The organism is Bradyrhizobium sp. WSM471 (assembly GCF_000244915.1).
Taxonomy (GTDB): domain Bacteria; phylum Pseudomonadota; class Alphaproteobacteria; order Rhizobiales; family Xanthobacteraceae; genus Bradyrhizobium.
The window spans coordinates 123240-149893 of record NZ_CM001442.1 but is presented as its reverse complement, the minus strand read 5'-3'; the positions used below and the strand labels follow the sequence as shown (position 1 = coordinate 149893).

Below are 26654 nucleotides of genomic sequence, written 5' to 3'. Positions count from 1 at the left end.
GCGCCGGGCGAGCCCCGGATGGTTTTCCCGTTGGGCGCGTGCAGGGTCAGCCCGCTTTTTCGGCATTTGTCACGTATTTTCGCGACGCTCAACCTTCATTTAGCGTCTTGACAGATCACGGTATTTTCACGGAAATGGTCGTCCGCACGCTCCCGGGTCCTATCTCTCGATGATCAAATCCGAACTTGTTCAGCGTATCGCCGAGCACAACCCGCATCTGTACCAGCGGGATGTCGAGAACATTGTGAATGCGATTCTCGAAGAGATCGTAGCGGCTCTCGCGCGCGGTGACCGCGTCGAGTTGCGCGGCTTCGGTGCCTTCTCGGTCAAGCATCGCCCTGCGCGCGCAGGGCGCAATCCGCGCACCGGCGCCCATGTGCCTGTCGATCAGAAGAGCGTTCCGTTCTTCAAGACCGGCAAGGAAATGCGCGAACGGCTGAATCGCGACCACCCGGATCCAGGCGCGCCAGACTGAGGTCCACCTCAGGGTTTCCCGCGGTCGCCAGTGATGCGGCCGCAACCTTGATTCAAGGCGAGCGAGCCGAGATGCGAAAATTCCTGACCGCGCTGGTCGTGATTCCGCTGGGCCTGGTCCTGGTGGTCTTTGCCGTTGCCAACCGGCAATTCGTCACGGTCTCGTTCGATCCCTTCGTTTCCAACGACCCGTCATTGTCGGTCACGCTGCCGCTGTTCCTGCTCCTGATCGTGGTGGCTGCGCTCGGGGTCATCGTCGGCGGTTGTGCCGTCTGGTTCGGGCAGCGGCACTGGCGGCGTGCGGCGCGACGGCACGACGCGGATGCCCGGGCCGCGCGAGGCGAGCTGGCCGATCTGCGAGCCCATGCGCCCGCAGCAAGGCCTGAGTCCCAGCGCCTCCCCGTTCCCTCCGGGATGGGGCTTTACGGGCCCGTCGGGCGAGACAAGCAGCGCGCGACGTTGTAGAAGCGGCCGAAGCCGAAAAGCCCGTTTTCCGGCCGCGGACCTGCGGCCTCCATTTGCTTTGAGCCCATATCCGTCGAGAACATGTCCCTGCTCGTCAAAATCTGCGGCCTGTCCACGCCCGAGACGCTCGAAACGGCGCTTGAGGCGGGCGCCGACATGGTGGGCTTCGTGTTCTTCCCGCCATCGCCGCGGCATTTGTCGCTGGAAGCCGGCCGTGAGCTCGGCAAGCAGGTGAAGCGGCGCGCGCTCAGGGTCGCGCTCACCGTCGATGCCGACGATGCCACGCTCGACAACATCATGGACGCGCTGTCGCCGGATATCTTCCAGCTTCATGGCACGGAGAGCGTGGCGCGGCTGCGCGACATCAAGCAGCGGTTCGGTCGCCCGGTGATGAAGGTCGTGCCGGTCGCAACGTCAGCCGATCTCGCCGTGCTGCCCGGTTACGCAGAGGTGGCCGAACGTATCCTGTTCGACGCACGCGCGCCGAAACACGCGACGCGGCCGGGCGGCCTCGGTGCCCCGTTCGATTGGCATCTGCTCGGAAACCTGGAGCTCGCGTTGCCGTATATGGTTTCGGGCGGGCTGCATGCAGGGAACGTCGCCGAAGCCGTTCGCGTGACCCGCGCCGGCGGCGTCGACGTCTCCTCCGGTGTCGAGACCGCCCCGGGCGTGAAGGACCCCGAGATGATCAAGGCCTTCATTCGCGCCGCGCGCGCAAGCCAAGATGCAAGTCAAGAGTTGAGCGTCCGATGAATGTTGTAAAACCCAATTCCTATCGCAGCGGCCCCGACGAGCGCGGTCATTTCGGCATTTTCGGCGGACGCTTCGTTGCCGAAACCCTGATGCCGCTGATCCTCGACCTGGAGAAAGCCTACACCGAGGCCAAGGCCGATCCGGCCTTCCAGATCGAGATGAACGGCTATCTCAAGAATTATGTCGGCCGGCCCTCGCCGCTCTATTTCGCCGAGCGCCTGACCGAGCATCTCGGCGGCGCGAAAATCTATCTCAAGCGCGAAGAGCTCAACCACACCGGCTCGCACAAGGTGAATAACGTGCTCGGCCAGATCATGCTGGCGCGCCGGATGGGCAAGAAGCGCATCATCGCCGAGACCGGCGCGGGCCAGCACGGTGTCGCCACCGCGACGCTGTGTGCACGCTTCGGCCTGGAATGCATCGTCTACATGGGCGCCGTCGACGTCGAGCGGCAGCAACCCAACGTCATCCGCATGGAGATGCTGGGCGCAAAGGTGATCCCGGTGCAATCGGGCACGCGCACGCTGAAGGACGCCATGAACGAGGCGTTGCGTGACTGGGTCACCAACGTGCACAACACCTTCTACTGCATCGGCACGGTCGCGGGTCCGCATCCCTATCCGACGCTGGTGCGCGACTTCCAGTCGATCATCGGCAACGAGACCAAGGTGCAGATGCAGGAGATCGAAGGTCGCCTGCCGGACTCGCTGGTCGCCTGCATCGGCGGCGGCTCCAACGCGATGGGCCTGTTCCATCCGTTCCTCGACGATTCCACCGTCGAGATCTTCGGCGTCGAAGCGGCGGGCCACGGGCTGACGCAACTGCATGCGGCATCGATCGCGGGCGGCCGTCCCGGCGTGCTGCACGGCAATCGCACTTATCTCCTGATGGATGCCGACGGCCAGATCCAGGACGCGCATTCGATCTCCGCCGGCCTCGATTATCCCGGCATCGGCCCCGAGCACTCCTGGCTGCACGAGATCGGTCGCGTGAACTATCTCTCCGCGACCGACGACGAGGCGCTTGCAGCGTTCCAGCTGCTGTCGAAGCTGGAAGGCATCATCCCCGCGCTCGAACCGGCACATGCCATCGCCAAGGTGATGGAGCTCGCGCCGAAGCGGACCAAAGATCACCTGATGGTCGTCAACCTCTCCGGCCGCGGCGACAAGGACGTCCCGCAGGTCGGCGACATCCTGAGGGGCAAGAGCAAGTGACCACGCGTATCGACACCCGTTTTGCCGAGCTGAAGAAAGCCGGCCGCGCGGCCTTCGTCACCTTCGTGATGGCCGGCGATCCCGATCCGGCGACCTCGCTCGAGATCATCAAGGCGCTGCCGAAGGCGGGCGCCGACGTGATCGAGCTCGGCATGCCCTTCACCGATCCGATGGCCGACGGTCCCTCGATCCAGGCGGCAGGCCTGCGCGCCCTCAAGGCCGGCATGACGCTGAAGAAGACGCTCGATCTCGTGCGCGGCTTCCGCAAGGACGACAACACGACGCCGATCGTGCTGATGGGCTACTACAACCCGATCTACATCTATGGCGTCGACAAATTCCTGGTCGATGCGAAGAGTGCCGGCATCGACGGCCTCATCATCGTCGACCTGCCGCCGGAAGAGGACGACGAGCTCTGCCTGCCCGCGATGAAGGCCGGCCTCAATTTCATCCGCCTGGCGACGCCGACCACCGACGACAAGCGACTGCCGGCCGTGCTCGCCAACACCTCGGGCTTCGTCTACTACGTCGCGATCACCGGCATCACCGGCGCGGCGGCTGCGGACTCCACGGCCGTCGGCGAGGCAGTTGCCCGCATCAAGCGGCACACAAAACTGCCGGTCTGCGTCGGCTTCGGTATCCGCACGCCGGAGAATGCCCGCGCGATTGCTTCGCATGCCAATGGCGCCGTGGTCGGCACCGCGCTGGTCGATGCCCTCAAGAACAGCCTCGATGCGGACGGGCGCGCCACCGGCAAAACCGTCAACGCCGTCGCTGAGCTGACGGCGGCACTGGCCCAGGGCGTCAAAGGCGCGCAACAGGCGGCGGAATAGCCTTAATTCCGCTGCCAAGTCCGACGAGCAAGGCGGACGATACGGCGGCTTGCCGGGCCGGGTCCCGGCCGCCATATATCCCTTCAGGTGGTCCCCGGGCGGGATCGCACATCGGAGCAAACCATGAACTGGCTTACCAATGTGGTCCGGCCGAAGATCCGCAACATGCTGCGGCGGGAGACGCCGGAGAATCTGTGGATCAAGTGCCCGGATTCCGGACAGCTCGTGTTCTACAAGGACGTCGAGGCCAACCAGTTCGTCATTCCCGGCTCGAACTATCATATGCGCATGAACGCGGTGGCGCGTCTGAAGTCGATTTTCGACAACGAGACCTGGTACGACGTCGCACTGCCTGACGTCACGCCCGACCCGCTCAAGTTCCGTGACGAGAAGAAGTACGCCGACCGCATCAAGGATGCTCGCGCACGGACCAATCTGAACGACGCGATCAAGGTCGGCTACGGCAAGCTCGAAGGTGCCGCCGTCGTCGTCGCCGTGCAGGATTTCGACTTCATGGGCGGCTCGCTCGGCATGGCCGCGGGCGAAGCCATCGTGCGCGGGCTCGAGCTTGCGGTCGAGAAGAAGTCACCCTTCATCGTGTTCGCCGCCTCAGGCGGCGCGCGCATGCAGGAAGGCATCCTGTCGCTGATGCAGATGCCGCGCACCACGGTCGCGGTGCAGATGCTGCGTGAAGCAAAACAGCCCTACATCGTCGTGCTGACCAACCCGACCACGGGCGGCGTCACCGCGTCCTATGCGATGCTCGGCGACGTGCAGATCGCTGAACCGGGCGCGCTGATCGGTTTTGCCGGCGCGCGCGTGATCGAGCAGACCATTCGCGAAAAACTCCCCGAGGGTTTTCAGCGCGCCGAATATCTCAAGGAGCACGGCATGGTCGACATGGTCGTGCACCGCCACGAATTGCGCCCGACCCTGGCGCGGCTCTGCCGCCTGTTGACCAGGGCGCCGGCGCTTGAGACCGCCTCGAAACCGGTGCAGCCGGTCGTGAGCCCGGCGCAGATCGTATCGGCTCCCGAAACGGCGCCGACCGCGCCGCACGCGTGAACGCTTCCTCTGACCGCGCAAAGCCGCCGCTCGACGAATTGATCGGGCGGCTGTCGGCCCTGCATCAGAAGCGCATCGATCTCGGGCTGGAGCGGATGCACCGCCTGCTCGAGCGGCTCGGTCATCCCGAGCGCAAGCTGCCGCCGGTGATCCACATCGCCGGTACCAACGGCAAGGGCTCGACGCTGGCTTATCTGCGCGCGACGCTGGAAGCCGCCGGCCTGCGCGTCCACGCCTATACATCGCCCTATCTCGTTCGCATCAACGAATGTTTCCGGCTCGGTCGCGTCGGTGGCGGCGTGCTGGTCGGTGACGACGAGTTGCGCGCGGCGCTGGAAGAGGTCGAGCGTCTCAATGCCGGCGAGCCGGCCACCTTGTTCGAGCTCAAGACGGCGGCTGCGTTTCATCTGTTCGCGCAGAACCCGGCCGATGTGGTTCTGCTGGAGGTGGGCCTTGGCGGCCGGCTGGATTCAACCAACGTAGTCGATACACCGGCGGCCTGCGTGATCACGCCCGTCAGCATGGATCACATGGATTTCCTCGGCGACACCTTGACGTCGATCGCTGGCGAAAAGGCCGCGATCATCAAGCGCGGCGTGCCCGTGGTTTGCGCCGAACAGCCGGCTGAGGCGATGGCTGTGATCGAGGCGCAGGCCAAGCGCATGCGCGCCCCGTTGTTTGCCGCGGGCGAGAGCTGGCACGTCAATGTCGAGAACGGGCGGCTGGTTTATTCCGATGAGCGCGGCTTGATGGATCTCGCGGCGCCGCGCCTGTTCGGCCGCCACCAGTTCGACAATGCCGGCCTCGCCATCGCGACGTTGCGGGCCACCAACGCCTTCAAGATCAACCAGGCGGCATTCGAGGCCGGGATCGTCGGTGCGGAATGGCCGGCACGGATGCAGCGCATCGCTTCGGGCGAGCTGCTCGCTCTCGGCCCCCAGGGCTCGGAGATCTGGCTCGACGGCGGCCATAATGCGGAAGGCGGCCGCGTCGCGGCGGCCGCGCTCGGCGATCTCGAAGAGCGGGTGTCGCGGCCGCTGGTCGTGATCGCAGGCATGATGGCCAACAAGGATGCGAAAGGTTTTCTCGCCAATTTCGCCGGTCTGACCCGTCACATCATCGCGGTGCCGATTCCCGACACCGACAACGCCATGCCGGTCGACCGTCTCACCGATGCCGCCCGCAGCCTCGGTATGCGCGTCGAGCCCGCGCCCGGCATCGAGGCCGCACTGCGCGCCCTGGCGAAGCTCGCTTACGAAGTGCCGCCGCGCATCCTGATCACCGGTTCGCTCTATCTCGCCGGCCACGTGCTCGCCATCAACGGCACGCCTCCTGTATAGAGGGTCTCGTGTCCCGGACGCGGCGCGGCATGAAATGACGCGACGCAGAGCCGGGACCCAGAATGCCGCAACATGGGCCCCGGCTCTGCAGCGCACCGCTGAAGAAGCGCTGCGCTGCGTCCGGGGCACGATAGAGTGAGAAATGCCCATGCGTTTTGCCGCGATTGCCGACGTCCACGGAAATTACCTCGCGCTGGAAGCTGTGCTCGCCGACATCCGCGCGCAAGCCATCTCCGGCATCGTCAATCTCGGCGACATGCTCAGCGGCCCGCTCGATGCGCGCCGGACCATTGAGATATTGATGAAGCTCGATGCCGTGCACGTGCTCGGCAATCACGACCGCTATCTGCTCGATCGTCCGCCGGAGAAGATGGGCTCGTGGGATCGCCCGGCCCATGCGCAGCTCAATGCTGCGCAACTCGACTGGCTACGCGCGCAACCGATGACACGCGTCTTTCGCGATCAGGTTTTCATGTGTCATGCGACGCCCGACAATGACGAGGTCTACTGGCTCGATACCGTGCATCCGGACGGCGCGGTGGCGCTGTCGCCGCTCGATCGCATCGAGCAATTTGCGCAAGGCATCACGCAAACGCTGATCCTGTGCGCCCACACCCATCTCGCCCGTGCCGTACGACTTCGCGACGGAAGGCTGATCGTCAATCCCGGCAGCGTCGGCGGCCCCGGCTTTCGTGACAAGCATCCGTTCCCGCATGTTGTGGAGGCCGGTACGCCGCACGCACGCTATGCGATCCTCGAGCTGACCGATGGCGCCTGGCGGGTCACGTTCCGCCATGTCGTCTACGATCACGAGGCGATGGCCGCGCTCGCTCGCCGCAATGGCCACCCGGAGCTGGCGAACGCGCTGGCGACGGGATGGATCGGATAGTTCGCTTCGTAGCCTGGATGGAGCGAAGCGCAATCCGGGAATCGTGCCACCAATGACGACGGCCCCGGATTGCGCTGCGCTCCATCCGGGCTACCGGCTACGGTTGTTTCAGCAGCTTCATCGGATCCACCGCTTTCTGCTTCAGCTGCTCGAAGCTGCATTGCCGCGGGGCCTTGTCGGGGCGCCAGCGCAGGATCGAGGTGCCGTGGCGAAAGCGCTCGCCGCTGAAATGGTCGTAGCAGACCTCGATCACCAGCTTCGGCTTGAGCGGACACCACTTGGCCGAGCGCTCGGTGGACCAGCGGCTCGGCCCGCCCGGCGCGTTGCCGGTGAATCCTGGCTCGCCGATCAGCGCCTCCAGTCGATCGGTCAGGTCAGGCTTTTCCGTCGCCTTGATCGCCGAGGTGAAGCCGACATGATGAAGGAGACCTTCGTCATCGTAGAGCCCAAGCAGCAGCGATCCCACCACCTTCCGGCCGGCGAGCTTGTTGGTCGCATAGCGGAAGCCGCCGACCACGCAATCGGCGCTGCGGAATTTCTTGATCTTCTGCATGCCGTCGCGATTTCCCGCCTGGTAGGGCAGGTCGACGCGCTTGGCGATGACGCCGTCCGAGCCGCCGCCAGATTGCGCCAGCCATTTTTTCGCAATGGCATAGCTCGTCGTCACCGGGGAGAGGCGGAAGACGCTGCCTTTCAGATTGGCTTTGGCAAACGCTTCCAGCGCCGGGCGCCGCTCGCTCAGCGGCTGTCCGGCAAGCTGCTTCTCCCTGGCCGTCGCAAGCAAATCGAAGGCGAGATAGAGCGCCGGTGTTTCCTCCGAGAGTTTCTTCACGCGGCTCGCCGCAGGGTGAATGCGTTGCAGCAGCGCGTCGAAGGAAAAGCCCTTGCCGTGCGGCACGACGATCTCGCCGTCGAGCGCGAAGCGATCCGCCCTTAGCCTCAGTGCTGCGGCGACGATCTCGGGGAAATAGCGCGCGAGGTCTTCGCCGGATTTTGAGCGCAGATCAATGCTGCCGCCGTTGCGCGACAGCAGGCAGCGGAAGCCATCCCATTTCGGCTCGTATTGCCATTCCTTGCCGCGCGGGATCGCGTCGACCGACCGCGCCTCCATCGCCATGAGAGAGGCCGACTTTCGCGCGCGCTTTGCGGGAGGAGGAGGCAACAGGCGGGACTCATCATACGCTGGACATGTCCCATCAACGCAAAACGGCCGGCTTTCGCCGGCCGCTTCCAAAAATATTCTTCCGCGAGGCGGATCAGACCGCGGAGGTGATCCACTGCTGCAACTTCGCCTTCGGCGCTGCGCCGACCTGGCGGGAGGCCATCTCGCCGCCCTTGAAGATCATCAGGGTCGGGATCGACATCACGCCATATTTCGACGCGGTCTTCGGGCTCTCGTCGACGTTGAGCTTCACGATCTTGACCTTGTCGCCCATCGCGCCGGCGATCTCGTCGAGCGCGGGTGCGATCATCCGGCAGGGGCCGCACCATTCGGCCCAGAAATCGACGACCACGGGGCCGTTTGCCTTGAGCACTTCGGCTTCGAAATCGGTGTCAGAAACCTTACCAACGGCCATGGGAGTACCTCGTACCTGAGAGAAGGGCGCGACGGGAATCGCGCCCGAGATCATGGCGTCAACCTATGAATGGCTCCTTGCCGGGTCAAGGACGCTCACACCGAGATGAAGAGATGCCAGCGCCGCGTCCAGCGCGGGAGCCGAAATCTCCATATATTCAAGGGCCTCGGTCCAGAGCAGGACGGCGCGGACCGGCTTTTGGGGATAAAGCCTCGATAGCACAGCCCGGTATAGCGCCAGCTGCCGGACATAGGCGACGGGCGCCTCAGCGGCGCTCCTGGGAGCCGCTTGATTGGTCTTGAAATCGACGATCAGGACCTCATCCGGGCGAACGACCAGCCGGTCGATCTGGCCGGATACCAGCGCCGGGGCGCGGCCCGGCCGTTCCAGCCGGCCGACGATCGCGACCTCTGCCCGGCTGCCGGCGGCAAACACGGGGGCAAACCGTGGTTCGGCGATCAAGGCGAGCACCTTGTCGGCCAGCGCGGCGCGGTCGGCCTCCGCCCAGTCCGCGGCATTGCGCGACATGAAGCCGAGCGCGGCCTCGCGCCGGCGCTCGGTGGCGATGTCGGGGAGCGATTGCAGCAGCCGATGCACCAGCGTGCCGCGTTGCAGCGCGAGCGCGCGGGACTGCACTGATTCGCCCGACAGAACAGCGCGGCCGTCACTGGACGACTGGCCGGAGGGGCGCACCGGATCGTCGTCGATGGTCTCGCGCGGTGGTCGTGTCAGCAGCCAGTCCGGGAGCGCGGTCGCCTGGTCCAACGAGGCCGCGGGCGTGCCCAGCGCCACGACATCCTCCGGTCGGGAGAAGCGCGTCACCTTGCCCAGCGGCGTCTCGATTGCCTCTTTCGTCAGGCCCGAGCCGGCGAGCCCGGTATCGACGAGATCGTACCAGCTCAGCTTGCGGACCGTCTTCATGTTGCCGGGCATGCAGCCGCCGACGATGAGCCGGTCGGCGGCGCGCGTCATCGCGACGTAGAGCAGGCGGCGATATTCGTCCTCGGTCTCCTCGAGCATCGCCTTGCGGGCGTCGGCGACGGGCTTGGGATCATCCGCCTTGCGTCCGGCCCAGACCACCACCTCGCCGCCATTGCCGCGCGGGACGTGGATCAGCCGCAGCCGCTGCGAATCCGCAGGCGACGATGTGGTGTCGACCATGAACACGACCGAGGCCTCCAGGCCCTTGGCGCCGTGCACGGTCATCACCCGCACCTCATCGCGCGAGATCTCCATGTCACGCTTCACCTCGGTATCGGCCGAGCGCAGCCAGGCCATGAAACCCTGCAGCGACGCAGGCGCCTTGCGCTCGTAATTCAGCGCCAGCTCCAGGAACTCGTCGAGCGCGTCATTGGCCTCATGACCGAGCCGGCGCAGCATGCGCGCGCGTCCGCCGTCGCCCCCGAGCAGCCAGGCGTAGAAGGCGAACGGCGTCTCCTCGCGGGCTCGCATTTCGCAGGCTTCGAGGCGTCGCAACGCCGCAGTGAATGTCTCGCTTGTCGGGGCATGCTCGCCAAGCGCGCGGCGCAGCGATCCCTTGCGATCCCAGGCCAGCTGGAACAGATCGTCGTCATCGAGCCCGAACAGCGGGCTCTTCAGCGCCACCGCGAGCGCGAGATCGTCCTGCGGCAGCAGCAGCGCGTCCGCAAGATTCATCAGGTCGATGATTCCGATGTGCTCGGTGAGCTTGAGCCGATCGGCGCCGGCGACCGGAACGTTGGCGTGCTTCAGCGCCTGGATCACCGCGTCGAACGCATTGCCGCGCCGGCGCACCAGGATCAGCATGTCGCCATAACGCAGCGGCCGGCGTTCGCCCTCGTGCCCGGTCAGCGTGCCGCTCTCGACCAGCCGCTTGATCTCGGTCTGGATCCGGCGCGCGAGCTTGACTTCGGGGCTGGTGGCGGCGACGCCGTCGAACGGCGCGCGCCAGCCCTCGATCTCCTGCCTGTCGTCGGCTTCCGCAAGGTCCCACAGCTCGATCACGCTGGGGCCTGCATCGCCGAGTGCATTGTGCAGGGGGTGACCGGTCTCGAGCGAATGGATGCTCTTGTAGATCGCGGGCTCGCGGAAGACGTGGTCCACCGAATGCAGGATCGCGGCGCCGGAGCGGAACGAATAGGTGAAGGCGACCGGATCGAATTTCAGCCCGGCCGCCGTGAATTTGCGGTGCAGCTCGCGTCGGCGCGCGTCGAATTCCCGGGGCTGAGCACCCTGAAACGAGAAAATCGACTGCTTCTCGTCGCCGACGGCGAAGATGGTGCGGTTCAGGCCTTCTCGCGCGCCTTCGCCGGCGGTGAACTCCGAGATGATGTGCGCGACGATGTCCCATTGCCGCGGGCTGGTGTCCTGGGCCTCGTCGATCAGCACGTGATCGACGCCGCGGTCGAGCTTGTAATGCACCCAGCCCGAGGAAACGCGATCGAGCATCGCCAGCGTCTTGTCGATGAGATCGTCATAGTCGAGCAGCCCGCGCTCCTGCTTCTCGCGGCGATAGTTTGCGGCCGCCGCGGTCGCGATATGGAGCAGGGCCGCGGTGCGGTCCCTCATGGTCACAGCACGGCGCGTCTCTACCAATCCGCCGACGCGCTGCGCCTCGTTCTCGAACAGGCGGGCGACGGACGGGTTGTGATCGCAGAACTTCTTGGTCAGCACCGCCTTGCGCGGCAGCTTTTCGTCCGTGAGGAAGACGCTGAGATAGGCATCGACCTGCGCGGCGCCGGAAAAGACCTTTGCCTCGCGGAGCCGGCAGGCCTGGTCGTTGTCGGACTTGCTGCCCTCCTCCAGCGCAGAGGCGATGTCGTCCCAGCGCGATCGCGGCAGGAACGGACCGTCGACAATCTCCGTCTCGACGTCCTCGATGCGATCGTTCGGGTCCACCCCCAACGCCGCTGCCATCTGCGCGGCAGCCAGCTCCGCGCTGCCGGCTTCATCGGTCCAGGCCATGAAATGATCGCGGCTCAGGCAGGCCTCGCGCACCACCTCCTTGAAGGTGACATCGGCGGCGCTCGCCATTGCGGTCAGCAGCGCGCGACCGGTCACGCTGTCGGGGTCGCGGGCGGCCTCCAGCAGCACCTTCAGATTGGCGCGTTCCATCATGTCGGTCTGGTCGCGCTCGTCGATCACGGCAAAGCGCGCGGGGACATTGGCCTCGAACGGAAACTGCTGAAGCAGGCGAGTGCACAATGCGTGGATGGTCTGCACCTTCAAGCCGCCCGGCGTCTCCAGCGCGCAGGCGAACAGCTTTCGCGCGTCACGGCGCAGCTTTCGATCCGGATGGGGAATCCCGACGTCGCGGATCGCTGCATCGAGTGCCGTGTCGTCGAGCGTCACCCAATGGCCGAGCGTGGTGAACACGCGCTCGGCCATGTTGGCGGCAGCCGCCTTGGTGAAGGTGATGCAGAGGATCTTTTCCGGCGGCACGCCCGAGAGCAGCAGGCGGATCACCCGCTGCACCAGCACATGCGTCTTGCCCGAGCCGGCATTGGCCGACACGAAGGCCGACGCGGTCGGGTCCGATGCGCGCGCTTGCCTGGCGCGCACCTCATCCGGGATGGGGCGCGGTGCCTTCACCATTCCTCGATCCCCAATCCACCGGCCGCAGACCATTCCTTGATCCGGGCGAGATCGTCATAGGCGCCGTAGCGGTTGGTCCACATCGGCAAGTTCAGCGAGGTATAGGGCTGGTTCTCGTCCTCGAAGGCGCGAATCAGTGCCTCGAGCTTGACCCTTGCCTCCGCAGCCGCGGTGTCCGGCGGCTGCGGCTCGTCACCCTGCCTATATCTGAGCTCGAGAATGCGTTCTTCGCCCGGCGGATTGTTGCCGCTCAGGCGAACATAGACGAGCTGGCTCACGGACGCGCCGGCGTCGATGTCGGGAAAGCCGCCCTCGCGCAGGATCGCGGCTTCTAACGTGAGCTGCGGTGACAGGCCCATGCGGACCTGCTTGCCGGTCGGTGGCTGGCCGGTCTTGTAGTCGAGGATGGCGTAGCCGCCGCCCTGGCGCCGTTCGATGCGGTCGGCGCGGGCGGAAAGACGGAAGCTGCGCCCATGGTCGAGCGGGATCGAGATCTCGCCGCGGGTTTCCGCGGCGATCGCCTCGATCACGCCCCGCCGTGCCGTCTCCCATTCGCCGAACCAGCGCGCGATGCGCTGGAAGCGCGGCCACCACAGCGCCCGCGCCTCGGGTCGCTCCATGAGTGGTGCAAAATGTTTTTCGCCGATCGCGCGCAGCACGCGCGCGGGATCGTCGGGCAGATTCGTGGCGTAGCGTTCCGTGAACTCGCCGAGCGCATCATGGATCGCCGAGCCGCGGTCGGCGGCCGACAGCGGCATGTCGACGGGATCGAGCGCGTCGAGCCGCAAAATGTGTTTGGCGTAGATCGTATAGGGATCGCGCAGCCAATCCTCGATCCCGGTCACAGACATCCTGAGCGGCCGGGTCGCGCGTGGCGGTCGCGGCTCGGGCTGCTTGATCGGCCTCACCTCGTCGGGCTGGTCCAGCGCGGCTGCAAACTGCACATAGTTCTCGCCCGCGCGAATGGCCGCCTTCCAGTGCGCATCGCCTGCGACCGCCTCCAACCGGTGCAGGAAGCGCGAGGCGACCGCCGGCGCACCGCCAGCCTTGGCGGAGTGGGTGAGGATGACCTCCTCGCCGCCGAGCAATTGCGCAAAATCATGCGCGGAGAGGCCGATACGGCGTTCCGGCAGATCGAGGCCCAGCTGGTGCCGCATCGGCCGGCTCAGCCACGGATCGATGCGCGGCGCCGGTGGCCAGACCCCCTCGATCAGCCCGCCGACGATGACGCGGTCGGCCTGCATCAGGCGTGATTCCAGCGGGCCGTAGATCTGCAGCCGCGCGCCCGGGCTGTCCCGCCGCCGCACCGCGCGATCGCCGAATGCGGTCTGGAAGACGTCTGCGTAGTCGGGCAGCGTGACCATCAGTCCGCTGGTCGTGCCGCCGCGCAGGAGATCGTCAAAGGCGCTCGCGAGCGCGAGGCCTTCGCGCTCCTCGAAGGCCAGCGGGATGCCCTGCTCGTCGCGCGACAGCTCGATCATGATCTCGCGATGCCGGTGCGCGAGCTCGGCGAAGTCATACGGTCTTGATGATGCAAGACTCTCGATCGGCGCCAAGGCTTGTCGTAAGCCATCGATCAGCACCTGAATGCGATCGAGGTCTTCGGCCTTGAGACGTGCACGCGGCTCGGCCTTATGCAGGGCGGAGACCTCGCTGCGCCACAGCTTTGCCAGCTCCTCGCGAAAGCGATTGAATTCGCGCAGCAGGCCGGCAGTGCCTGCAGGCGGGCGCGTGCCGCGCAACAAAGCGAGCTCCAGGCCTTCGATCGCCGCTTTCCATGCGCCAGGCGCCCGGCCGAGCCGGCACAGCGGATGCTTCAGCATCGCCAGCATCGTCGGCGGCTCCAGTCCCTTGGTCGCAGCCTCGGCTGTCAGTCGCGCAAAGACGCCGGCGGAGGTCTCCATCAGGACGTCGCCGCCGGAATCGTCGAATGCGAGATCCCACCGTGTCAGCGCGGCCATCACCCGCCGCGCCAGCGCGCGATCGGGCGTCACCAATGCGGCGGATTTGTCGAGGTGCCGCGCCTCGCGCATCGCAATGGCGATGGCGAGCGCTTCCATTTCAGGGTTGGGAGCTTCGACAACCGCGAGGTTCTTCATGCCGCCGGTGATCTTCGCGGCCACATCCGGTTGCTTCAGCCGGTCGTGCCAGATCTCGGTCTTGGCCGAGGGCCGCATCGATTCCGACGCCAGGAGATCGCGGCCGCCTTCCGCCGGAGGCTTGAGACTATCGACGTCGCTGCGCTTGATGCCAAAGCGATCCAGCAGCGCGTGCATGGCATATTGCGGATGGTTCGAGACCGGATGCTCCGCGAACTTGCCGAGCGAGTCGCGTACGCCGCCGATGCTGCGCCAGGCATCGTCGTCGAGATCGGAATCGAGGCCGGGCAGCACCACGGCGCCATGCGGCAGCGAGGCGACTGCGTGGAGAAATCTTGCCGTGGCCGGCATCGAGCCGGTCGAACCGGCCGCGATCACGGGGCCATGGGGATGCGCGGTCAGCCGCCTGGCTTCGGCATCGATCAGGAGGTCGCGGCGGGCAGCGGGCTCGATGCGTTTGATTTCGGCGAGATGACCGGGCCAGGCGATGCGCGCGATGCGCAGGAATTCAAGCGAGTGCTGCCAGTACCGGTCGAGCATATCAGGCACGAGGCCATCGAGCGCGCTCCAGTCGACACCGCGCGTGACCATGTCGTCGATCAGGCGCGCGAGATCGGACGCCAGTGCCAGCGTCGAAGCGGGGCCGCCGACGACCAGCGGAGACAACACCGGACCCTTGGCCCAGGCCGCGACGAGTTGCGCCAGTGTCAGCCGCCGTTCGAGCTCGCCGAGCCGCGGCGGAATGTCGAGCGGCGTTGCGCCGGAAAACTGTTCGCCCTCATCGGCGAATGCGAGTTCATCTTCGTCGATGTCGCCGAGCGCGACGATGCGCGGCAGCACGACCGCATCCGCCTTCATCTCGTCGAGGAAGATCTCGCGGACGACGCGCATGGCGCGCCGTGTCGGTAGGTACAGCGTGGCATCCGCCAACCGTGCCGGCTCCTTGCGCGCCTCAAAGCCCTCGACCAGCCGGCCGTCGAGCAGGCTTGCGACGACGGTGCGCAGGAACGGAACTGAGACTGGAACGCTGAAAACGCGCATGAGCTGCCTGATTCGGGAATCAGGCGCCAATATAGGGAGGCGGACTCAAATGGATATGGGCGGAGGGGGTTAGTCCCCGCTGTTCGCGGCGTGCCCGCTCTCGTGCCCCGGACGCAGCGCATCACGCAGTGATGCGCTGCTGAGCCGGGGCCCAGGTTGCTTCGTTCCGCAAGTGAGGATGGAGTGGGTCCCGGCTCTCCGGAGCGGCATTACGCGCCGCACCCCGTCCGGGACACAAGAGCGGCTTAAGCCACGCTCTCCAGAAACGCCTCTTCCGCCGCGTGCACGGCATCGGGCGTGCCGACATGCATCCAGACGCCGTCGAGGCGGAGCCCGAACAGCCGCTCCTGCTCGTTGGCACGGTCGAACATCTTGGTCAGCGAAAACTCGCCGCTCGGGGCATCGGCAAAGATCGACGGCGACAGGATCGCAGCGCCGGCATAGACGAACGGAACGACCTCTTTTTCCTTGCGCTTGCGCAGCGCGCCGTCGGCCAGCATGCCGTAATCGCCGCGGCCGCTATAGCCGATGCTGGTCGCCGTCGGCGCCATCAGCAGCAAAATGTCCATGCGCGCGGGATCGAAGTTTTCGGCGAGCCGCGTCAGGTTGGAGCGCACGCCGTCGATCCACAGCGTGTCGGAATTGACGTGAAAGAACGGTGCGTCCCCGAGCAGCGGCAGTGCCTTGACCACGCCACCGCCGGTGCCGAGCACCTGATCGCGCTCGTCCGAGATGATCACACGCGGATGCTGGCGGGATGCGGTGTGATCGATGATCTGGTCCGGCAGATAGTGCACGTTGACCACCGCCTCGCTCACTCCGGCGTGGGCGAGCTTGTCGAGCACGTGGTCGAGCAGCGGCTGGCCGGCCACCGGAACCATCGGTTTCGGCATCTTGTCCGTCAACGGACGCATGCGCAGGCCGAACCCCGCGGCGAGCACCATGGCTTTGGTCGGTTTGACGGGCATCCTTCGCTTTCTCAGACCTATTGACTTCGCGTTCGCAGCAATCCTAACACGAGGTTCGACTGACCGCACCGCGTCTTGACCGCCTTAGCCACCTGCCGTGACGCTTGTACGACGGGTGTTGCCGTTACGCCCCGATGGATGTGGAACGCGCCTTTTTCTTCTTGTCGCCGAGCTTGAGAAAGTTGACGCCGATCTGGTCGCCATTGACCCAGGAAAGCTCGCAGCGCCGATACGCAAGTCCGGTGGACGACAGCAGCAGAAAAAACTCCTTCAGATGCAAGCCTTCGACCGAGCCGTCGATGGTCAGCTTGGCGCCGCTGTCGGAAACGTCCTCCATGGTGCAGTCGCGCCGCCAGGTGCCGTCGATACCCATCATCTGGGCCGCGATCCCGCGCTCGAAAACAACCCGGCTGTTGCCGCGCTGGTCCGTCTTCACCGCCATCTGCCCTGCTCCAGCCCCGTAATCATCCGGCTGCGTCGCCCCCAGATTACCGGCGTCTTGGCTAACAGCCGGTAAATCGGGTTCCAAATCAGCCTTTTCAGCGCCTACTAGCGTTTTCAGCCTTTATTAGCCTTTCAGCCTTGGGCCGGCCTTTGAGGTGGTGGGACATTGGCGAGATACCAGTCGCGCATGTGGGCGAGCGCGGGATGCGCCAGGGAGCGCTGGAGATAGGTCCAGATCCGCGGCTGGTGACGCAGATAATGCGGCTTGCCGTCGCGGCGGTTGAGGCGGGCGAAGGTGCCGAGCAGACGCGTGTTCCGCTGCGCCGACATGATGGCATAGAGCTCCGCGAAAGCGGCCGCGTCGAAGCTCGCGTCGCTCGCGCGGCGCGCCTTGATGTAGCGCGACAGCAGCGTCAGTTCGATCGCCTCGGGCACGTCGATGCGGGCATCCTGGAGCAGCGACACCACGTCGTAGGATTGCGGCCCCAGCACAGTGTCCTGGAAATCGATCACGCCGACGCGTTCGATGCCGGTGCGATTGCTGAGCCAGATCAGGTTCGGCGAGTGATAATCGCGGATGATCCAGGTCTTCGGCGAGGCCTGCGGCTTCTGCAGCAGCTCGCGCCACATCGCGAAAAATTCGGCGCGCTTCCCGTCGTCCAGCGGCGCGTTGCGATCGGGCAGGTACCATTCCGGCATCAAGCCGATTTCGATCAGCAGCGCCTCGGTATCGAAGACAGGAATGGCGTAGGTCTGGTCCCCGAGCGGCAGCGTCTCCGGCAGCGTCTTGCCGTGCAGCACGGCCAGCAAATCGACCGCGGCTTCGTAGCGTTCGGCGATCGGGCGCGGCGGATCGCCCTCGATCACGCCGTCGCTGCCGAAGTCTTCGCTGATCAGGAATCCGTGGTCGAGGTCGGAATGATGGATCGCGGGCCCGGAGATCCCCTGCGCGCGCAGGCCCTCGTCGATGGCGACGAAGGGTTTGATGTTTTCGGCGAGATGCACCGCGGCGCTGTAGGATTTTCCGTTGTACATCGCAGCACCATCCGGGCGCTGCGGAGAATTCATGAGGATGACGATCTCGTCGTCGCGCAGCAGCCGTGCATAGGAGCGGGTCGAGGCGTCGCCCGCCATGCGTTTGCGCGTTGCCTCCATGTAGCCGGATGCATCGAGGAATTCGCGCAGCGCCTGCAGCCGCGCGACGATGGCGGCGGCCTTGCCATGACCGGTGATGTCGGCGGCGCGCGCATTCGAGCCCAGTGCCGGCCGGTGCGTCAGCGCGATGTCGATGCGGTCTTGAGGCATCGCTGACGGCGCACGCTCCGGCCATTCGATCAGGACGAGGGTTGCTTCCGGCAGCGGCGACAGCCCGATCTCTTCGAGCTCGCTCTCGTCCTCGACGCGGTAGAGGTCGGCATGCATCACCGGGAATGGCGGCAGCTCGTAGCCCTGCACCAGCGTGAAGGTCGGGCTCGGCACTTCCAGTGCATCATCGCCGGCGAGGTAGCGGATCATGGCCCGCGCCGCCGCGGTCTTGCCGGCCCCGAGATCGCCGGTGAGCGTGATGACATCGCCGGGACCGACCAGCAGCGCGAGGTCGGCCATCAGTTGCGCAGTCGCTGTCTCGTTGTGGAGCGCGACGGAGAATGTGGTTGGCGCAGTCATTCGGCGGCGTCGCGATGCGCCGCCTGGTCGGTCGGGAAATCACAGATCACGACCGTGCCCCTGCCCACGATCGAATCGACCCGGATATTGCCGCCATGCAGCTCGACGAAGGAGCGCACCAGCGACAGGCCGAGCCCGGCGCCGCGATGACGCGAGCCCTGCGAGCGGCTCTCGAACCAGTTGAATACCTTGTCCTTCATGTCGGCAGGTATTCCAGGCCCGGAATCTGTCACGGTGAAGACCACACTGCGTTCGGTGCGGCGGGCGCTGATGCCGACGGTGGAATCCGGTGGAGAAAACCCGACGGCGTTGGCGAGGAGGTTATAGAGCACCTGCACGACGCGCTTCTCGTCGCCGGTGAAGCTGCCGACATCGGGCGCGATCTCGACCTTGAGGCGGATGCGGTCGGTGGCAAGCCGGTCCTGGAGACCCTCGGCGGCGAGCTCGATGGTCTTGCTGACGTCGACGGGGCCGAGTTCCAGCTTCATGGCGCCGGCGTCGATGGTGGCGAGATCCAGGATGTTGTTGGTCAGCGCCAGCAGTGCATTGGTCGATTTGGTGACGTAGTCGAGATACTCGGCCTGTTTCGGCGTCAGCGGCCCGGTCGAGGGATCGCTGAGGAAATGCGCGAAGCCGATGATGGTGGTGAGCGGGGAGCGCAGCTCGTAGGAGACGTGGTGGACGAAATCCACCTTCATCTGGTCGGCCGCCTCCAGCGCCTCGTTGCGCTCGCGCAGCGCGCGCTCGACGTTCTCGGTATCGGTGATGTCCTGGAAAGTCAGCATCGTGGCGCCGTCGTGCAGGGGCCGGATCATGCCGTCGAGCACGCTGCCATCCTTGCGCTCCAGCTTCAGCGGAATGTCGGCGCGGCTCTCGATCGAGGTGACGGCCTCGCGGATCTGTCGCCAGACGATCGCGTCGTCGAACAGCTGATGGCACCAGCCCTCGACCGTCTGGATGTGCGGCTCGTCGCGCATGGCGTCGGCGGACAGCTTCCACATCCGGACGAAAGCCGGGTTGAACAGCTGCGCCTTGCCGTTGCTGCCGAACACCGCGACGCCCTCGGCGAGGCTATCCAGCGTCTCGCGCTGGACCCGGATCATGCCGTCGAAGCGGCGGGCGAGCTCGAGGCTCTCGGTGACGTCGTCGAACAGATAGGTGACGCCGCCTTCCGGGTTCGGCGTGGTGACGACGGAGAGCGCGCGCCCGTCGGGCAGGTACCAGGTGTCCTTGGCAGCCTCGACCGCGCGATAGGCCTCGTGCAGCTTGGCCTTCCAGGCGCGGAAGTCCGGCTGCTCCGGCAATTTGCGCGAGGAGCGGAGCTTGTCGAGCACGCTGGAATCATCGGGGTTGGCGTCGAGAAAGGTGCGGTCGAGGTCCCACAGCTGGCGGTAGGAATCATTGTAGAAGGCGAGCCGGCGCTGGCCGTCGAACACGGCAACGCCCGAGGAGAGCTGGTCGAGCGTGCGGCGGTGCGCTTCCGCCATCCGCACCAGCGCCGAGCTCAAGGCATCCGCCTCGCTGGCATCGATGGCAACGCCGACATTGCCGCCGCCGACATTGACGGCGCGCACGTCGTAGATGCGCCGCTCGCCGCCGATCACGATCGGCAGCCGCGAGGTGAAATTGACCGCTTCCTTCAGCCCCCGCTCCATCGCTGTCCGGTCGGCGCTGTCGAGCAGCTCGAGCTTGCGCTCCTGGGCGTCGGTGATGCTGGCCGCCTCGGTCGCACGGACATAGGCAGGGTTGGCGTAAGTCAGCGCGCCGTTCTCGCCCTTGGCCCAGATCGGCCACGGTGCGGCAGTCGCGAAGCCGCGCAGCATTTCCGTCTCGTCGGAAAGGGCCTTGTAACGCAGATTGGTCTCAGCCAGATCGCGGCGGAGCCCTGAGAGTTCGCGAATCCTGACGATGGCCTGGCCGCCGATGGCGCGGCCGATGGCCTCAAGCGTGTGGCCATGAGCGGTGGTGAGCGTCAGCTGGAACCCGTCGCCGCGGTCGCGCAGCGCATCGACGGCGTGATCCATCCGGAGCGCCGGTTCCGGCGGCAACCAGGTTCCAAATGCGAGCACGCGCTGTGGAGAGGAGTCGCGCGGCAGCACCAGGGAGATGTCACCGGAGATCTGCGCGCGATTGTCGCCGGCCGGCCAGGAGATCAGGATCTGCGGTTCGGCGAACAGCAATGCGCCGAAGCGGTCGGCCTGGAGCTGGAGTTCCCCGATCCGGGCGCGCAGTCGCGCCTCGTTCTTCGCCGTGCGCACGCGTGTGCGCATCAGTAGGATCGCGGCGACCACCGAGAAGCCGAGCAGGGCCAGCGCGGTGGCCAGCACTGCGAGCTCCTGCCGGTTGAAATCCAGCAATGTTGAGAGTGTGTCGACGAGGTCGGCGGCCTCAGCCGGCGCAGCCGGCAGCAGCGCCGCGAGAGCGCTTCCCAACAAGCCGTGGCGCACGAGCGATGTGCACGACAGCAGCGTCCGACGCATCGACACGATCACGCCTGACATAGTTGCCCCAAGATCGCACGAATTTGCGCGCGGCGACCCCCGTCGCGCGCGAATCAAACGACAATACCCTCACCGTGACTCCACCGGTAAGAGTCCAGATCGTGAACGCAAAGGCGGTCCCAAAAAAATGCGGGGCGCGGTGTTCCAGTTCACGTAGTTCCTCGGGTGGTTCGGCGGAAATTGCCGTGCGCTAGCGTGTCGGATTGCTTGCCCCCGAAGCCGGTGCGCTCCCTCCCTCGCTTGCGGGGGAGGGTCGGGGAGAGGGTTTCTCGGCAACGGGACAATCCCCCAGAGGGTAGAACCCTCACCCGCGCCTTCGGCGCGACCTCTCGCGCAGGCGGGAGAGGTACACCCAACGCTCAGCTCGGCTAGCGGCCGGTCGAGCCGAATCCGCCGGCGCCGCGGTCGGTCGCGGACAGGGTCGCCACGGGAACCAGCGCGGCCTGCACCATTGGCGCGATCACCATCTGCGCGATGCGCTCGCCGCGCTTGACCACGAAGGCGGTCTGGCCGTGGTTGATCAGGATCACCTTGATCTCGCCGCGATAGTCCGCGTCGATCGTGCCCGGTGAGTTCAGCACGGTGACGCCGTGCTTGGCCGCAAGCCCCGAACGCGGCCGCACCTGCGCCTCGTACCCGGGCGGCAGTGCGATCGCGAGGCCCGTCGGCACCAGCGCGTATTGGCCGGGCGCCAGCGTCAGCGGCTCGTTCTCGGCCACCGCGGCCATCAGGTCGAGACCGGCGGCATCATTGGTCTGGTAGGCCGGCAGCGGCAGCCCTTCCGCATGGGGCAGGCGTTGCAGTTCGACGGTGACTTTGCTGCTCAAGATGCGGGCTCCCGGGATTTGCCGGTCACGCTCTTTGCGATATGCGCGACCAGTTCGATGGCGACCTGTTCCTTGGTCATCGCCGGCCAGGAATCAACTGCAATTTCGCCGTTCTTCTCACCGCTCTTGCGGCTGATGAGGTGCACGGTGTTGCGGTCCCCGCCCATCACCCCGGTTGCGGGGGAGACGTCGTTGGCGACAATCCAGTCGCAGCCCTTGCGAGCAAGCTTCGACTTGGCGTTGTCGATGAGGTGCTCGGTCTCGGCGGCAAAGCCGATCACCAGTGGCGGACGCTGGTCGGTCAGTTTCGAGATCGTCGCGAGGATATCGGGGTTCTCGACCAGCTGGAGCGGCGGCATGCCGGCCGAACTCTTCTTCAGCTTCTGCTCGCCTTCATTGGCGACCCGCCAGTCGGCGACGGCGGCGGCGAAGATCGCGATGTCAGCGGGAAGCGCGGCCTGCACCTGTTCCAGCATCTGCCTTGCCGATTCCACATGCTTAACCGTCACGCCCTGGGGATCGCCAAGCTCGACCGGGCCGCTGACCAGGATCACCTCGGCGCCTGCGGCCTGTGCGGCGGCAGCGATCGCAAAGCCCTGCTTGCCGGAGGACCGGTTGGCGATGTAGCGCACCGGGTCGATCGGCTCGTGGGTTGGACCCGCAGTGATCAGCACGCGCTTGCCGGCGAGAGGGCGCGGCATCGGCGGCCGCAGCAGGCGCTCGGCGGCGGTCGCAATCTCGATCGCTTCGGACATGCGGCCGATGCCGGCTTCACCTGCTTCCGCCATCTCCCCGGAATTCGGCCCGATCAGCATGATGCCGTCGCGCTGAAGCTGCGCGACATTGCGCCGCGTCGCCGCGTTGTTCCACATCAGCGGATTCATCGCCGGCGCAAGCAGGACCTTGCGGTTGGTCGCGAGCAGGATAGCACTGGCGAGATCGTCGGCATGGCCGTTCGCCATCTTGGCCATCAAATCCGCGGTCGCAGGCGCCACCACGATCAGGTCGCACTCGCGCGCGAGCCGGATATGACCGGCGTCGAACTCGCTCTGGGGATCGAACAGGTCAGTGTAGACGCGCTCATGCGAGAGCGCGCTCACGGCCAGCGGCGTGACGAATTGCTGCGCCGCCTTGGTCAGCACACAGCGCACCTCGATCCGTCGCTCCTTGAGCCGTCGGATCAGGTCGAGCGATTTGTAGGCCGCGATCCCGCCGCCGATGATCAGGGTGACGCTGGCTTCTGAAACGGTACCGGTGCGTTGGGGTATCGCGGCGGTGGTGGTCGCGGGCGGCGCCGTGAACGGCGTCAGCGGCTCCTCACGGCCTTCGATCAACTCCCCGAGGATGACCCGGACCTCTTCCTCGACCGACCTGCGGTTCTTGGCCGAACGCAGCCTGAGGTAAGTTTTGATGCCTTCATCGAGCTTGCGAATGGTCAGGCTCGCCATGATGCCCCTCCAGCACAAATGATAGCGATGCTATCATTCGTATGATTACACTGCAATCACAGATTCCGGACGGCGATCAGGATGCCGATGAAGGTCGCGGCAATGATCCAGAGCGCCACGGTGCGCCAACGGTTCTTGCGGCCCTCGCTGCGGCCCATCGCCGCGATGCTCTCGGGCGACAGCCGGATACCCTCCCGGGTCATGGTCTCCAGCTGTTCGAGCACCGCAACCGAGCGCTCGGCGATATCAGGCAGACGCATCAGGATGCGCGCGAGATCACCGGTGCCGGAGATCGCGCCCTGGACCCGGCCAATCGGACCGAGATTGCGCTCGATCCATTCCCGCACCACGGGGTCGGCGACCTTCCAGATGTCGAGCTTGGGATCGAAGCCGCGTGCCACGCCCTCGACCACCACCATGGTCTTCTGGAGCAGGATCAGCTCGGGCCGTGTGGTCATGTCGAACAGGCCGGTGACCTCGAGCAGCAGCGTCAGCAGCCGCGCCATCGAGATCTCTTCCGCCGTGCGGTTGTGAATGGGCTCGCCGATGGCGCGGATCGCTTGCGCGAAGTTCTCGACCGAGTGATGCGCGGGCACATAGCCGGCCTCGAAATGCACTTCCGCGACACGACGATAGTCGCGGGTGATGAAGCCGAGCAGGATTTCGGCGAGAAAGCGCCGCTCCTTCATGCCGAGCCGGCCCATGATGCCGAAATCAACCGCGACAAGACGGCCCGCGTCATCCAGGAACAGATTGCCCGGGTGCATGTCGGCATGGAAGAAGCCATCGCGCAGCGCGTGGCGCAGGAAGCTCTGAATCACCTTGCGGCCGAGATCGGGCAGGTCGACCTGCGACTCTGCCAGGCGCTTGTGATCGTTCAGCGCGATGCCGTCGATCCACTCCATCGTCAGCACGTTGTGCGTGGTGCGGTCCCAGTCGACATCAGGCACGCGGAAATCAGGATCGTTGCGCGTGTTCTCCGCCATCTCCGACAGCGCCGCAGCCTCGAGGCGCAGGTCCATCTCCATCGCAACCGAGCGCGACATGGTGTTGATGACCTCGATGAGGCGCAGGCGCCGCGCCTCGGACGAATAGGATTCGGCCTTGTATGCGACGAAGAAGAAGTCGGAGAGGTCGCGGCGGAAGCGTGCGGCCACGTTGGGCCGCAGCACTTTCACGGCGACCGCCTTGCGGAGGCCGTCGCGCAGGACTTCGCCGCGATGCACCTGTGCGATCGAGGCGGCTGCCACCGGCGCACTGAGGCTCGCGAACACATCAGTCAGCGGCCGTTCCAGCGACGTCGCGATCACGGCTTCCGCTTCGGCTTGCGAGAACGGCGGCAGGCGGTCCTGCAGGCTTTCGAGGTCGCGCGCCATGGCAACGCCGACCACATCGGGGCGCGTCGCCAGAAATTGTCCAAGCTTGAGATAGGCCGGGCCCATCCGGGTCAGCGCGCGCGACAGCCGCGGGCCATGCTTCGGACCGCGCCGTTCGATCAGGCGCGCGAGTTTTAGCGCGAGCTGTCCGTGCGGCGGCACCAGGCTCGGATCGACGGCGCCGAATACGCCCTCGCGCGCGAATACGAACGCGGCGCGCATCAGGCGCGCACTATGGGTTATCGCCGAAATCACAAACGCCAGCCTGAATGCAGTGCGACGATGCCGCCGGACAATATCTGCCAGTTCACGCGGGCGAAGCCGGCGTCGCGGATCATGTCGGCGAAGGCGTTGGGTCTCGGGAACTTGCGGATCGACTCGACCAGATATTGGTAGGACTCGGCGTCACCCGTGATCATGCGGCCGAGCGGCGGGATCACCTTGAACGAGAACAGGTCATAAAGGCGGTCGAGGCCGGGCATCTCGACGGTGGAGAATTCCAGACAGAGGAAGCGGCTTCCTGGCTTGAGCACGCGATAGGCCTCGGCCAGCGCGAGATCGATCCGTGGCACGTTGCGAATGCCGAAAGCGATCGTATATGCGTCGAAGCTGCGGTCGGCGAAGCCGAGCGCTTCCGCATTGCCTTCGACGAAATCGACCTGGGTCTCGAGGTGGCGCTTGGCGGCGCGCTCGCGGCCCACCGCCAGCATCTCGGTGTTGATGTCGCAGACGGTGGCATGGAAGCCCGCGCCTGCGGCCTTGGCGGCGCGGAACGAGATGTCGCCGGTGCCGCCGGCGACGTCGAGCAGCGCGAACGGCCGGTCGCCTCGCGGCGGGTTGAGCGCGCTGATCATGATGTCCTTCCAGACCCGGTGCAGGCCACCGGACATCAAATCGTTCATCAAATCATAGCGCGACGCCACGCTGTGAAACACATCGTTCACCAGCGTCTGCTTGTCGCCCAGGGGAACGTCCCTGAAGCCAAAATGCGTGGTTTCGCCCGGCCGATCCATTACTCTACTCCACGAGGCGGACCATAGCGCGCCCGCCGCAATGGCGCTATCACACCGCCCTCATAAGGTGAATGCCTGACCATGCCCGAATTACCCGAAGTCGAGACCGTCCGCCGCGGCCTTCAGCCTGTCATGGAGGGTGCAAAAATCCTGGTCGCGGAGGCCCGCAGGCCCGATTTGCGCTTTCCCTTCCAGCCGGATTTCGTGGCCCGACTGAAGGGACAGGTCGTCACGGGGCTCGGCCGCCGTGCAAAATATCTCATGGCCGATCTCGCCTCCGGCGACGTGCTGTTGATGCATCTGGGCATGTCGGGCTCGTTTCGCGTCATCAAGCCGGACAACGAGGTGGCGCCCGGCGAGTTTCACTATCCGCGAGCCAAGGACTCCGCGCACGACCACGTGCTGTTTCGGATGTCCTCCGGCGCCGACATCGTCTTCAACGATCCGCGCCGCTTCGGTTACATGAAAGTGATCGCGCGCAGTGCGCTCGACGAGGAGCCGCTGCTGCGCGGGCTCGGCCCCGAGCCGCTCGGCAACGAATTTGACGCTGCGATGCTGGCGCGGTCCTGCGCCGGCAAGACCACGAGCCTGAAAGCCGCGTTGCTGGATCAGCGCGTGGTCGCCGGGCTCGGCAACATCTATGTCTGCGAAGCCCTGCATCGCTCGCATCTGTCGCCGCGCCGGATCGCCGCGACGCTCTCGACCAAGAAGGGCGAGACGACCGACCATGCAAAGCGATTGGTCGGCGCGATCCACACCGTGCTGAACGACGCCATCAAGGCCGGCGGCTCCAGCTTGCGCGATCATCGCCAGACCTCGGGCGAGCTCGGCTATTTTCAGCACTCGTTCAAGGTCTATGACCGCGAGGGCGAGAAATGCACCACGCCGCGCTGCGGCGGCATCGTGAAGCGGTTCACGCAGAACGGCCGGTCGACGTTCTGGTGTCCGAAATGTCAGAAGTGAGTCAGCATCGCGATGATGGAGTGCCGTAGCCCGGATGGAGCGCAGCGCAATCCGGGTTCTCGTGCAGCGCATGGAGGCGTCCCGGATTGCGCTGCGCTCCATCCAGGCTACGAAAGCAATGACGGC

The 26654-nt window shown here is 65.8% G+C and carries 21 protein-coding genes; 9 read left to right on the top strand and 12 right to left on the bottom strand.

The genetic code is table 11. The annotated features are described in order from the left end of the window. The first annotated feature begins 169 nt into the window (after positions 1-169). The 8 genes from BRA471DRAFT_RS00650 to BRA471DRAFT_RS00615 all read left to right on the top strand — a co-directional run bounded on the left by BRA471DRAFT_RS00650 (position 170) and on the right by BRA471DRAFT_RS00615 (position 7033). Positions 170-475 carry an integration host factor subunit beta gene (locus tag BRA471DRAFT_RS00650; RefSeq protein ID WP_007598410.1) on the top strand — a complete coding sequence of 102 codons (306 nt, stop codon included), beginning with the start codon at positions 170-172 and terminating at the stop codon, positions 473-475. A gap of 71 nt (positions 476-546) precedes the next feature. Beyond that, on the top strand, positions 547-939 hold the full coding sequence (locus BRA471DRAFT_RS00645; protein ID WP_007603944.1) for a lipopolysaccharide assembly protein LapA domain-containing protein: 393 nt from the start codon (positions 547-549) through the stop codon (positions 937-939). An 81-nt stretch (positions 940-1020) separates the two neighbouring features. After that, the gene (locus BRA471DRAFT_RS00640; protein ID WP_007603943.1) at positions 1021-1692 is read left to right on the top strand and encodes a phosphoribosylanthranilate isomerase; all 672 of its coding nucleotides are present in this window, start codon (positions 1021-1023) and stop codon (positions 1690-1692) included. Continuing rightward, positions 1689-2906 carry a tryptophan synthase subunit beta gene (gene trpB, locus BRA471DRAFT_RS00635; protein WP_007603942.1) on the top strand — a complete coding sequence of 406 codons (1218 nt, stop codon included), beginning with the start codon at positions 1689-1691 and terminating at the stop codon, positions 2904-2906. The genes BRA471DRAFT_RS00640 and trpB overlap by 4 nt, the downstream gene beginning before the upstream one ends. After that, positions 2903-3739, top strand: a complete 837-nt coding sequence (gene trpA, locus BRA471DRAFT_RS00630; protein WP_007603941.1) for a tryptophan synthase subunit alpha — start codon at positions 2903-2905, stop codon at positions 3737-3739. The genes trpB and trpA overlap by 4 nt, the downstream gene beginning before the upstream one ends. A 123-nt stretch (positions 3740-3862) precedes the next feature. After that, positions 3863-4804, top strand: coding sequence for an acetyl-CoA carboxylase, carboxyltransferase subunit beta (accD, locus tag BRA471DRAFT_RS00625; RefSeq protein ID WP_007603940.1), 942 nt, complete (start codon positions 3863-3865; stop codon positions 4802-4804). Then, positions 4801-6144 carry a folylpolyglutamate synthase/dihydrofolate synthase family protein gene (locus BRA471DRAFT_RS00620; RefSeq protein ID WP_007603939.1) on the top strand — a complete coding sequence of 448 codons (1344 nt, stop codon included), beginning with the start codon at positions 4801-4803 and terminating at the stop codon, positions 6142-6144. The genes accD and BRA471DRAFT_RS00620 overlap by 4 nt, the downstream gene beginning before the upstream one ends. 148 nt (positions 6145-6292) lie before the next feature. Continuing rightward, on the top strand, positions 6293-7033 hold the full coding sequence (locus BRA471DRAFT_RS00615; RefSeq protein WP_007603938.1) for a metallophosphoesterase: 741 nt from the start codon (positions 6293-6295) through the stop codon (positions 7031-7033). 97 nt (positions 7034-7130) lie between these two features. Here the strand turns inward: BRA471DRAFT_RS00615 and BRA471DRAFT_RS00610 are convergent, their stop codons facing one another. The 12 genes from BRA471DRAFT_RS00610 to ubiE all read right to left on the bottom strand — a co-directional run bounded on the left by BRA471DRAFT_RS00610 (position 7131) and on the right by ubiE (position 25565). After that, a complete protein-coding gene (locus BRA471DRAFT_RS00610) occupies positions 7131-8144 on the bottom strand; it encodes an ATP-dependent DNA ligase (RefSeq protein ID WP_035973470.1) in 1014 nt (337 codons plus the stop codon). A gap of 145 nt (positions 8145-8289) precedes the next feature. Then, positions 8290-8610: a thioredoxin gene (trxA, locus tag BRA471DRAFT_RS00605; protein ID WP_007598398.1), complete on the bottom strand. Its 321-nt coding sequence runs from the start codon at positions 8608-8610 to the stop codon at positions 8290-8292. Between the two features lie 63 nt (positions 8611-8673). Continuing rightward, a complete protein-coding gene (gene addA, locus BRA471DRAFT_RS00600) occupies positions 8674-12183 on the bottom strand; it encodes a double-strand break repair helicase AddA (RefSeq protein WP_007603936.1) in 3510 nt (1169 codons plus the stop codon). Then, the gene (gene addB / locus BRA471DRAFT_RS00595) at positions 12177-15323 is read right to left on the bottom strand and encodes a double-strand break repair protein AddB (protein WP_007603935.1); all 3147 of its coding nucleotides are present in this window, start codon (positions 15321-15323) and stop codon (positions 12177-12179) included. Before addB ends, addA begins: the two co-directional genes overlap by 7 nt. A 245-nt stretch (positions 15324-15568) precedes the next feature. Continuing rightward, complete coding sequence (locus BRA471DRAFT_RS00590; RefSeq protein ID WP_007603934.1) at positions 15569-16291, bottom strand: nucleotidyltransferase family protein; 723 nt, start codon at positions 16289-16291, stop codon at positions 15569-15571. Between the two features lie 124 nt (positions 16292-16415). Continuing rightward, positions 16416-16733, bottom strand: a complete 318-nt coding sequence (locus BRA471DRAFT_RS00585) for a PilZ domain-containing protein (RefSeq protein WP_007603933.1) — start codon at positions 16731-16733, stop codon at positions 16416-16418. Between the two features lie 134 nt (positions 16734-16867). After that, complete coding sequence (locus BRA471DRAFT_RS00580; protein ID WP_007603932.1) at positions 16868-18400, bottom strand: bifunctional tRNA (adenosine(37)-N6)-threonylcarbamoyltransferase complex ATPase subunit type 1 TsaE/phosphotransferase; 1533 nt, start codon at positions 18398-18400, stop codon at positions 16868-16870. Next, entirely contained in the window at positions 18397-20901 is a 2505-nt protein-coding gene (locus BRA471DRAFT_RS00575) for a PAS domain-containing sensor histidine kinase (protein WP_007603931.1), read from the bottom strand. The genes BRA471DRAFT_RS00580 and BRA471DRAFT_RS00575 overlap by 4 nt, the downstream gene beginning before the upstream one ends. A 368-nt stretch (positions 20902-21269) precedes the next feature. Then, positions 21270-21728, bottom strand: coding sequence for a dUTP diphosphatase (gene dut / locus BRA471DRAFT_RS00570; RefSeq protein WP_007603930.1), 459 nt, complete (start codon positions 21726-21728; stop codon positions 21270-21272). Beyond that, positions 21725-23176, bottom strand: a complete 1452-nt coding sequence (coaBC, locus tag BRA471DRAFT_RS00565; protein ID WP_007603929.1) for a bifunctional phosphopantothenoylcysteine decarboxylase/phosphopantothenate--cysteine ligase CoaBC — start codon at positions 23174-23176, stop codon at positions 21725-21727. The genes dut and coaBC overlap by 4 nt, the downstream gene beginning before the upstream one ends. 56 nt (positions 23177-23232) lie before the next feature. Further along, positions 23233-24807, bottom strand: coding sequence for a 2-polyprenylphenol 6-hydroxylase (ubiB, locus tag BRA471DRAFT_RS00560; protein WP_007603928.1), 1575 nt, complete (start codon positions 24805-24807; stop codon positions 23233-23235). Then, positions 24804-25565, bottom strand: a complete 762-nt coding sequence (gene ubiE / locus BRA471DRAFT_RS00555; RefSeq protein ID WP_007603927.1) for a bifunctional demethylmenaquinone methyltransferase/2-methoxy-6-polyprenyl-1,4-benzoquinol methylase UbiE — start codon at positions 25563-25565, stop codon at positions 24804-24806. Before ubiE ends, ubiB begins: the two co-directional genes overlap by 4 nt. Positions 25566-25646: 81 nt before the next feature. Between ubiE and mutM the strand changes: the two genes are divergently transcribed. Next, the gene (gene mutM, locus BRA471DRAFT_RS00550) at positions 25647-26528 is read left to right on the top strand and encodes a bifunctional DNA-formamidopyrimidine glycosylase/DNA-(apurinic or apyrimidinic site) lyase (protein WP_007603925.1); all 882 of its coding nucleotides are present in this window, start codon (positions 25647-25649) and stop codon (positions 26526-26528) included. Positions 26529-26654 lie beyond the last annotated feature (126 nt).

Coding starts and splice junctions, on each gene's coding strand:
- BRA471DRAFT_RS00650 (WP_007598410.1), top strand. CDS start 170: ATGATCAAATCCGAACTTGTTCAGCGTATCGCCGAGCACAACCCGCAT.
- BRA471DRAFT_RS00645 (WP_007603944.1), top strand. CDS start 547: ATGCGAAAATTCCTGACCGCGCTGGTCGTGATTCCGCTGGGCCTGGTC.
- BRA471DRAFT_RS00640 (WP_007603943.1), top strand. CDS start 1,021: ATGTCCCTGCTCGTCAAAATCTGCGGCCTGTCCACGCCCGAGACGCTC.
- trpB (WP_007603942.1), top strand. CDS start 1,689: ATGAATGTTGTAAAACCCAATTCCTATCGCAGCGGCCCCGACGAGCGC.
- accD (WP_007603940.1), top strand. CDS start 3,863: ATGAACTGGCTTACCAATGTGGTCCGGCCGAAGATCCGCAACATGCTG.
- BRA471DRAFT_RS00615 (WP_007603938.1), top strand. CDS start 6,293: ATGCGTTTTGCCGCGATTGCCGACGTCCACGGAAATTACCTCGCGCTG.
- BRA471DRAFT_RS00610 (WP_035973470.1), bottom strand. CDS start 8,144: ATGGAGGCGCGGTCGGTCGACGCGATCCCGCGCGGCAAGGAATGGCAA.
- trxA (WP_007598398.1), bottom strand. CDS start 8,610: ATGGCCGTTGGTAAGGTTTCTGACACCGATTTCGAAGCCGAAGTGCTC.
- addA (WP_007603936.1), bottom strand. CDS start 12,183: ATGGTGAAGGCACCGCGCCCCATCCCGGATGAGGTGCGCGCCAGGCAA.
- addB (WP_007603935.1), bottom strand. CDS start 15,323: ATGCGCGTTTTCAGCGTTCCAGTCTCAGTTCCGTTCCTGCGCACCGTC.
- BRA471DRAFT_RS00590 (WP_007603934.1), bottom strand. CDS start 16,291: ATGCCCGTCAAACCGACCAAAGCCATGGTGCTCGCCGCGGGGTTCGGC.
- BRA471DRAFT_RS00585 (WP_007603933.1), bottom strand. CDS start 16,733: ATGGCGGTGAAGACGGACCAGCGCGGCAACAGCCGGGTTGTTTTCGAG.
- BRA471DRAFT_RS00580 (WP_007603932.1), bottom strand. CDS start 18,400: ATGACTGCGCCAACCACATTCTCCGTCGCGCTCCACAACGAGACAGCG.
- BRA471DRAFT_RS00575 (WP_007603931.1), bottom strand. CDS start 20,901: ATGTCAGGCGTGATCGTGTCGATGCGTCGGACGCTGCTGTCGTGCACA.
- coaBC (WP_007603929.1), bottom strand. CDS start 23,176: ATGGCGAGCCTGACCATTCGCAAGCTCGATGAAGGCATCAAAACTTAC.
- ubiE (WP_007603927.1), bottom strand. CDS start 25,565: ATGGATCGGCCGGGCGAAACCACGCATTTTGGCTTCAGGGACGTTCCC.
- mutM (WP_007603925.1), top strand. CDS start 25,647: ATGCCCGAATTACCCGAAGTCGAGACCGTCCGCCGCGGCCTTCAGCCT.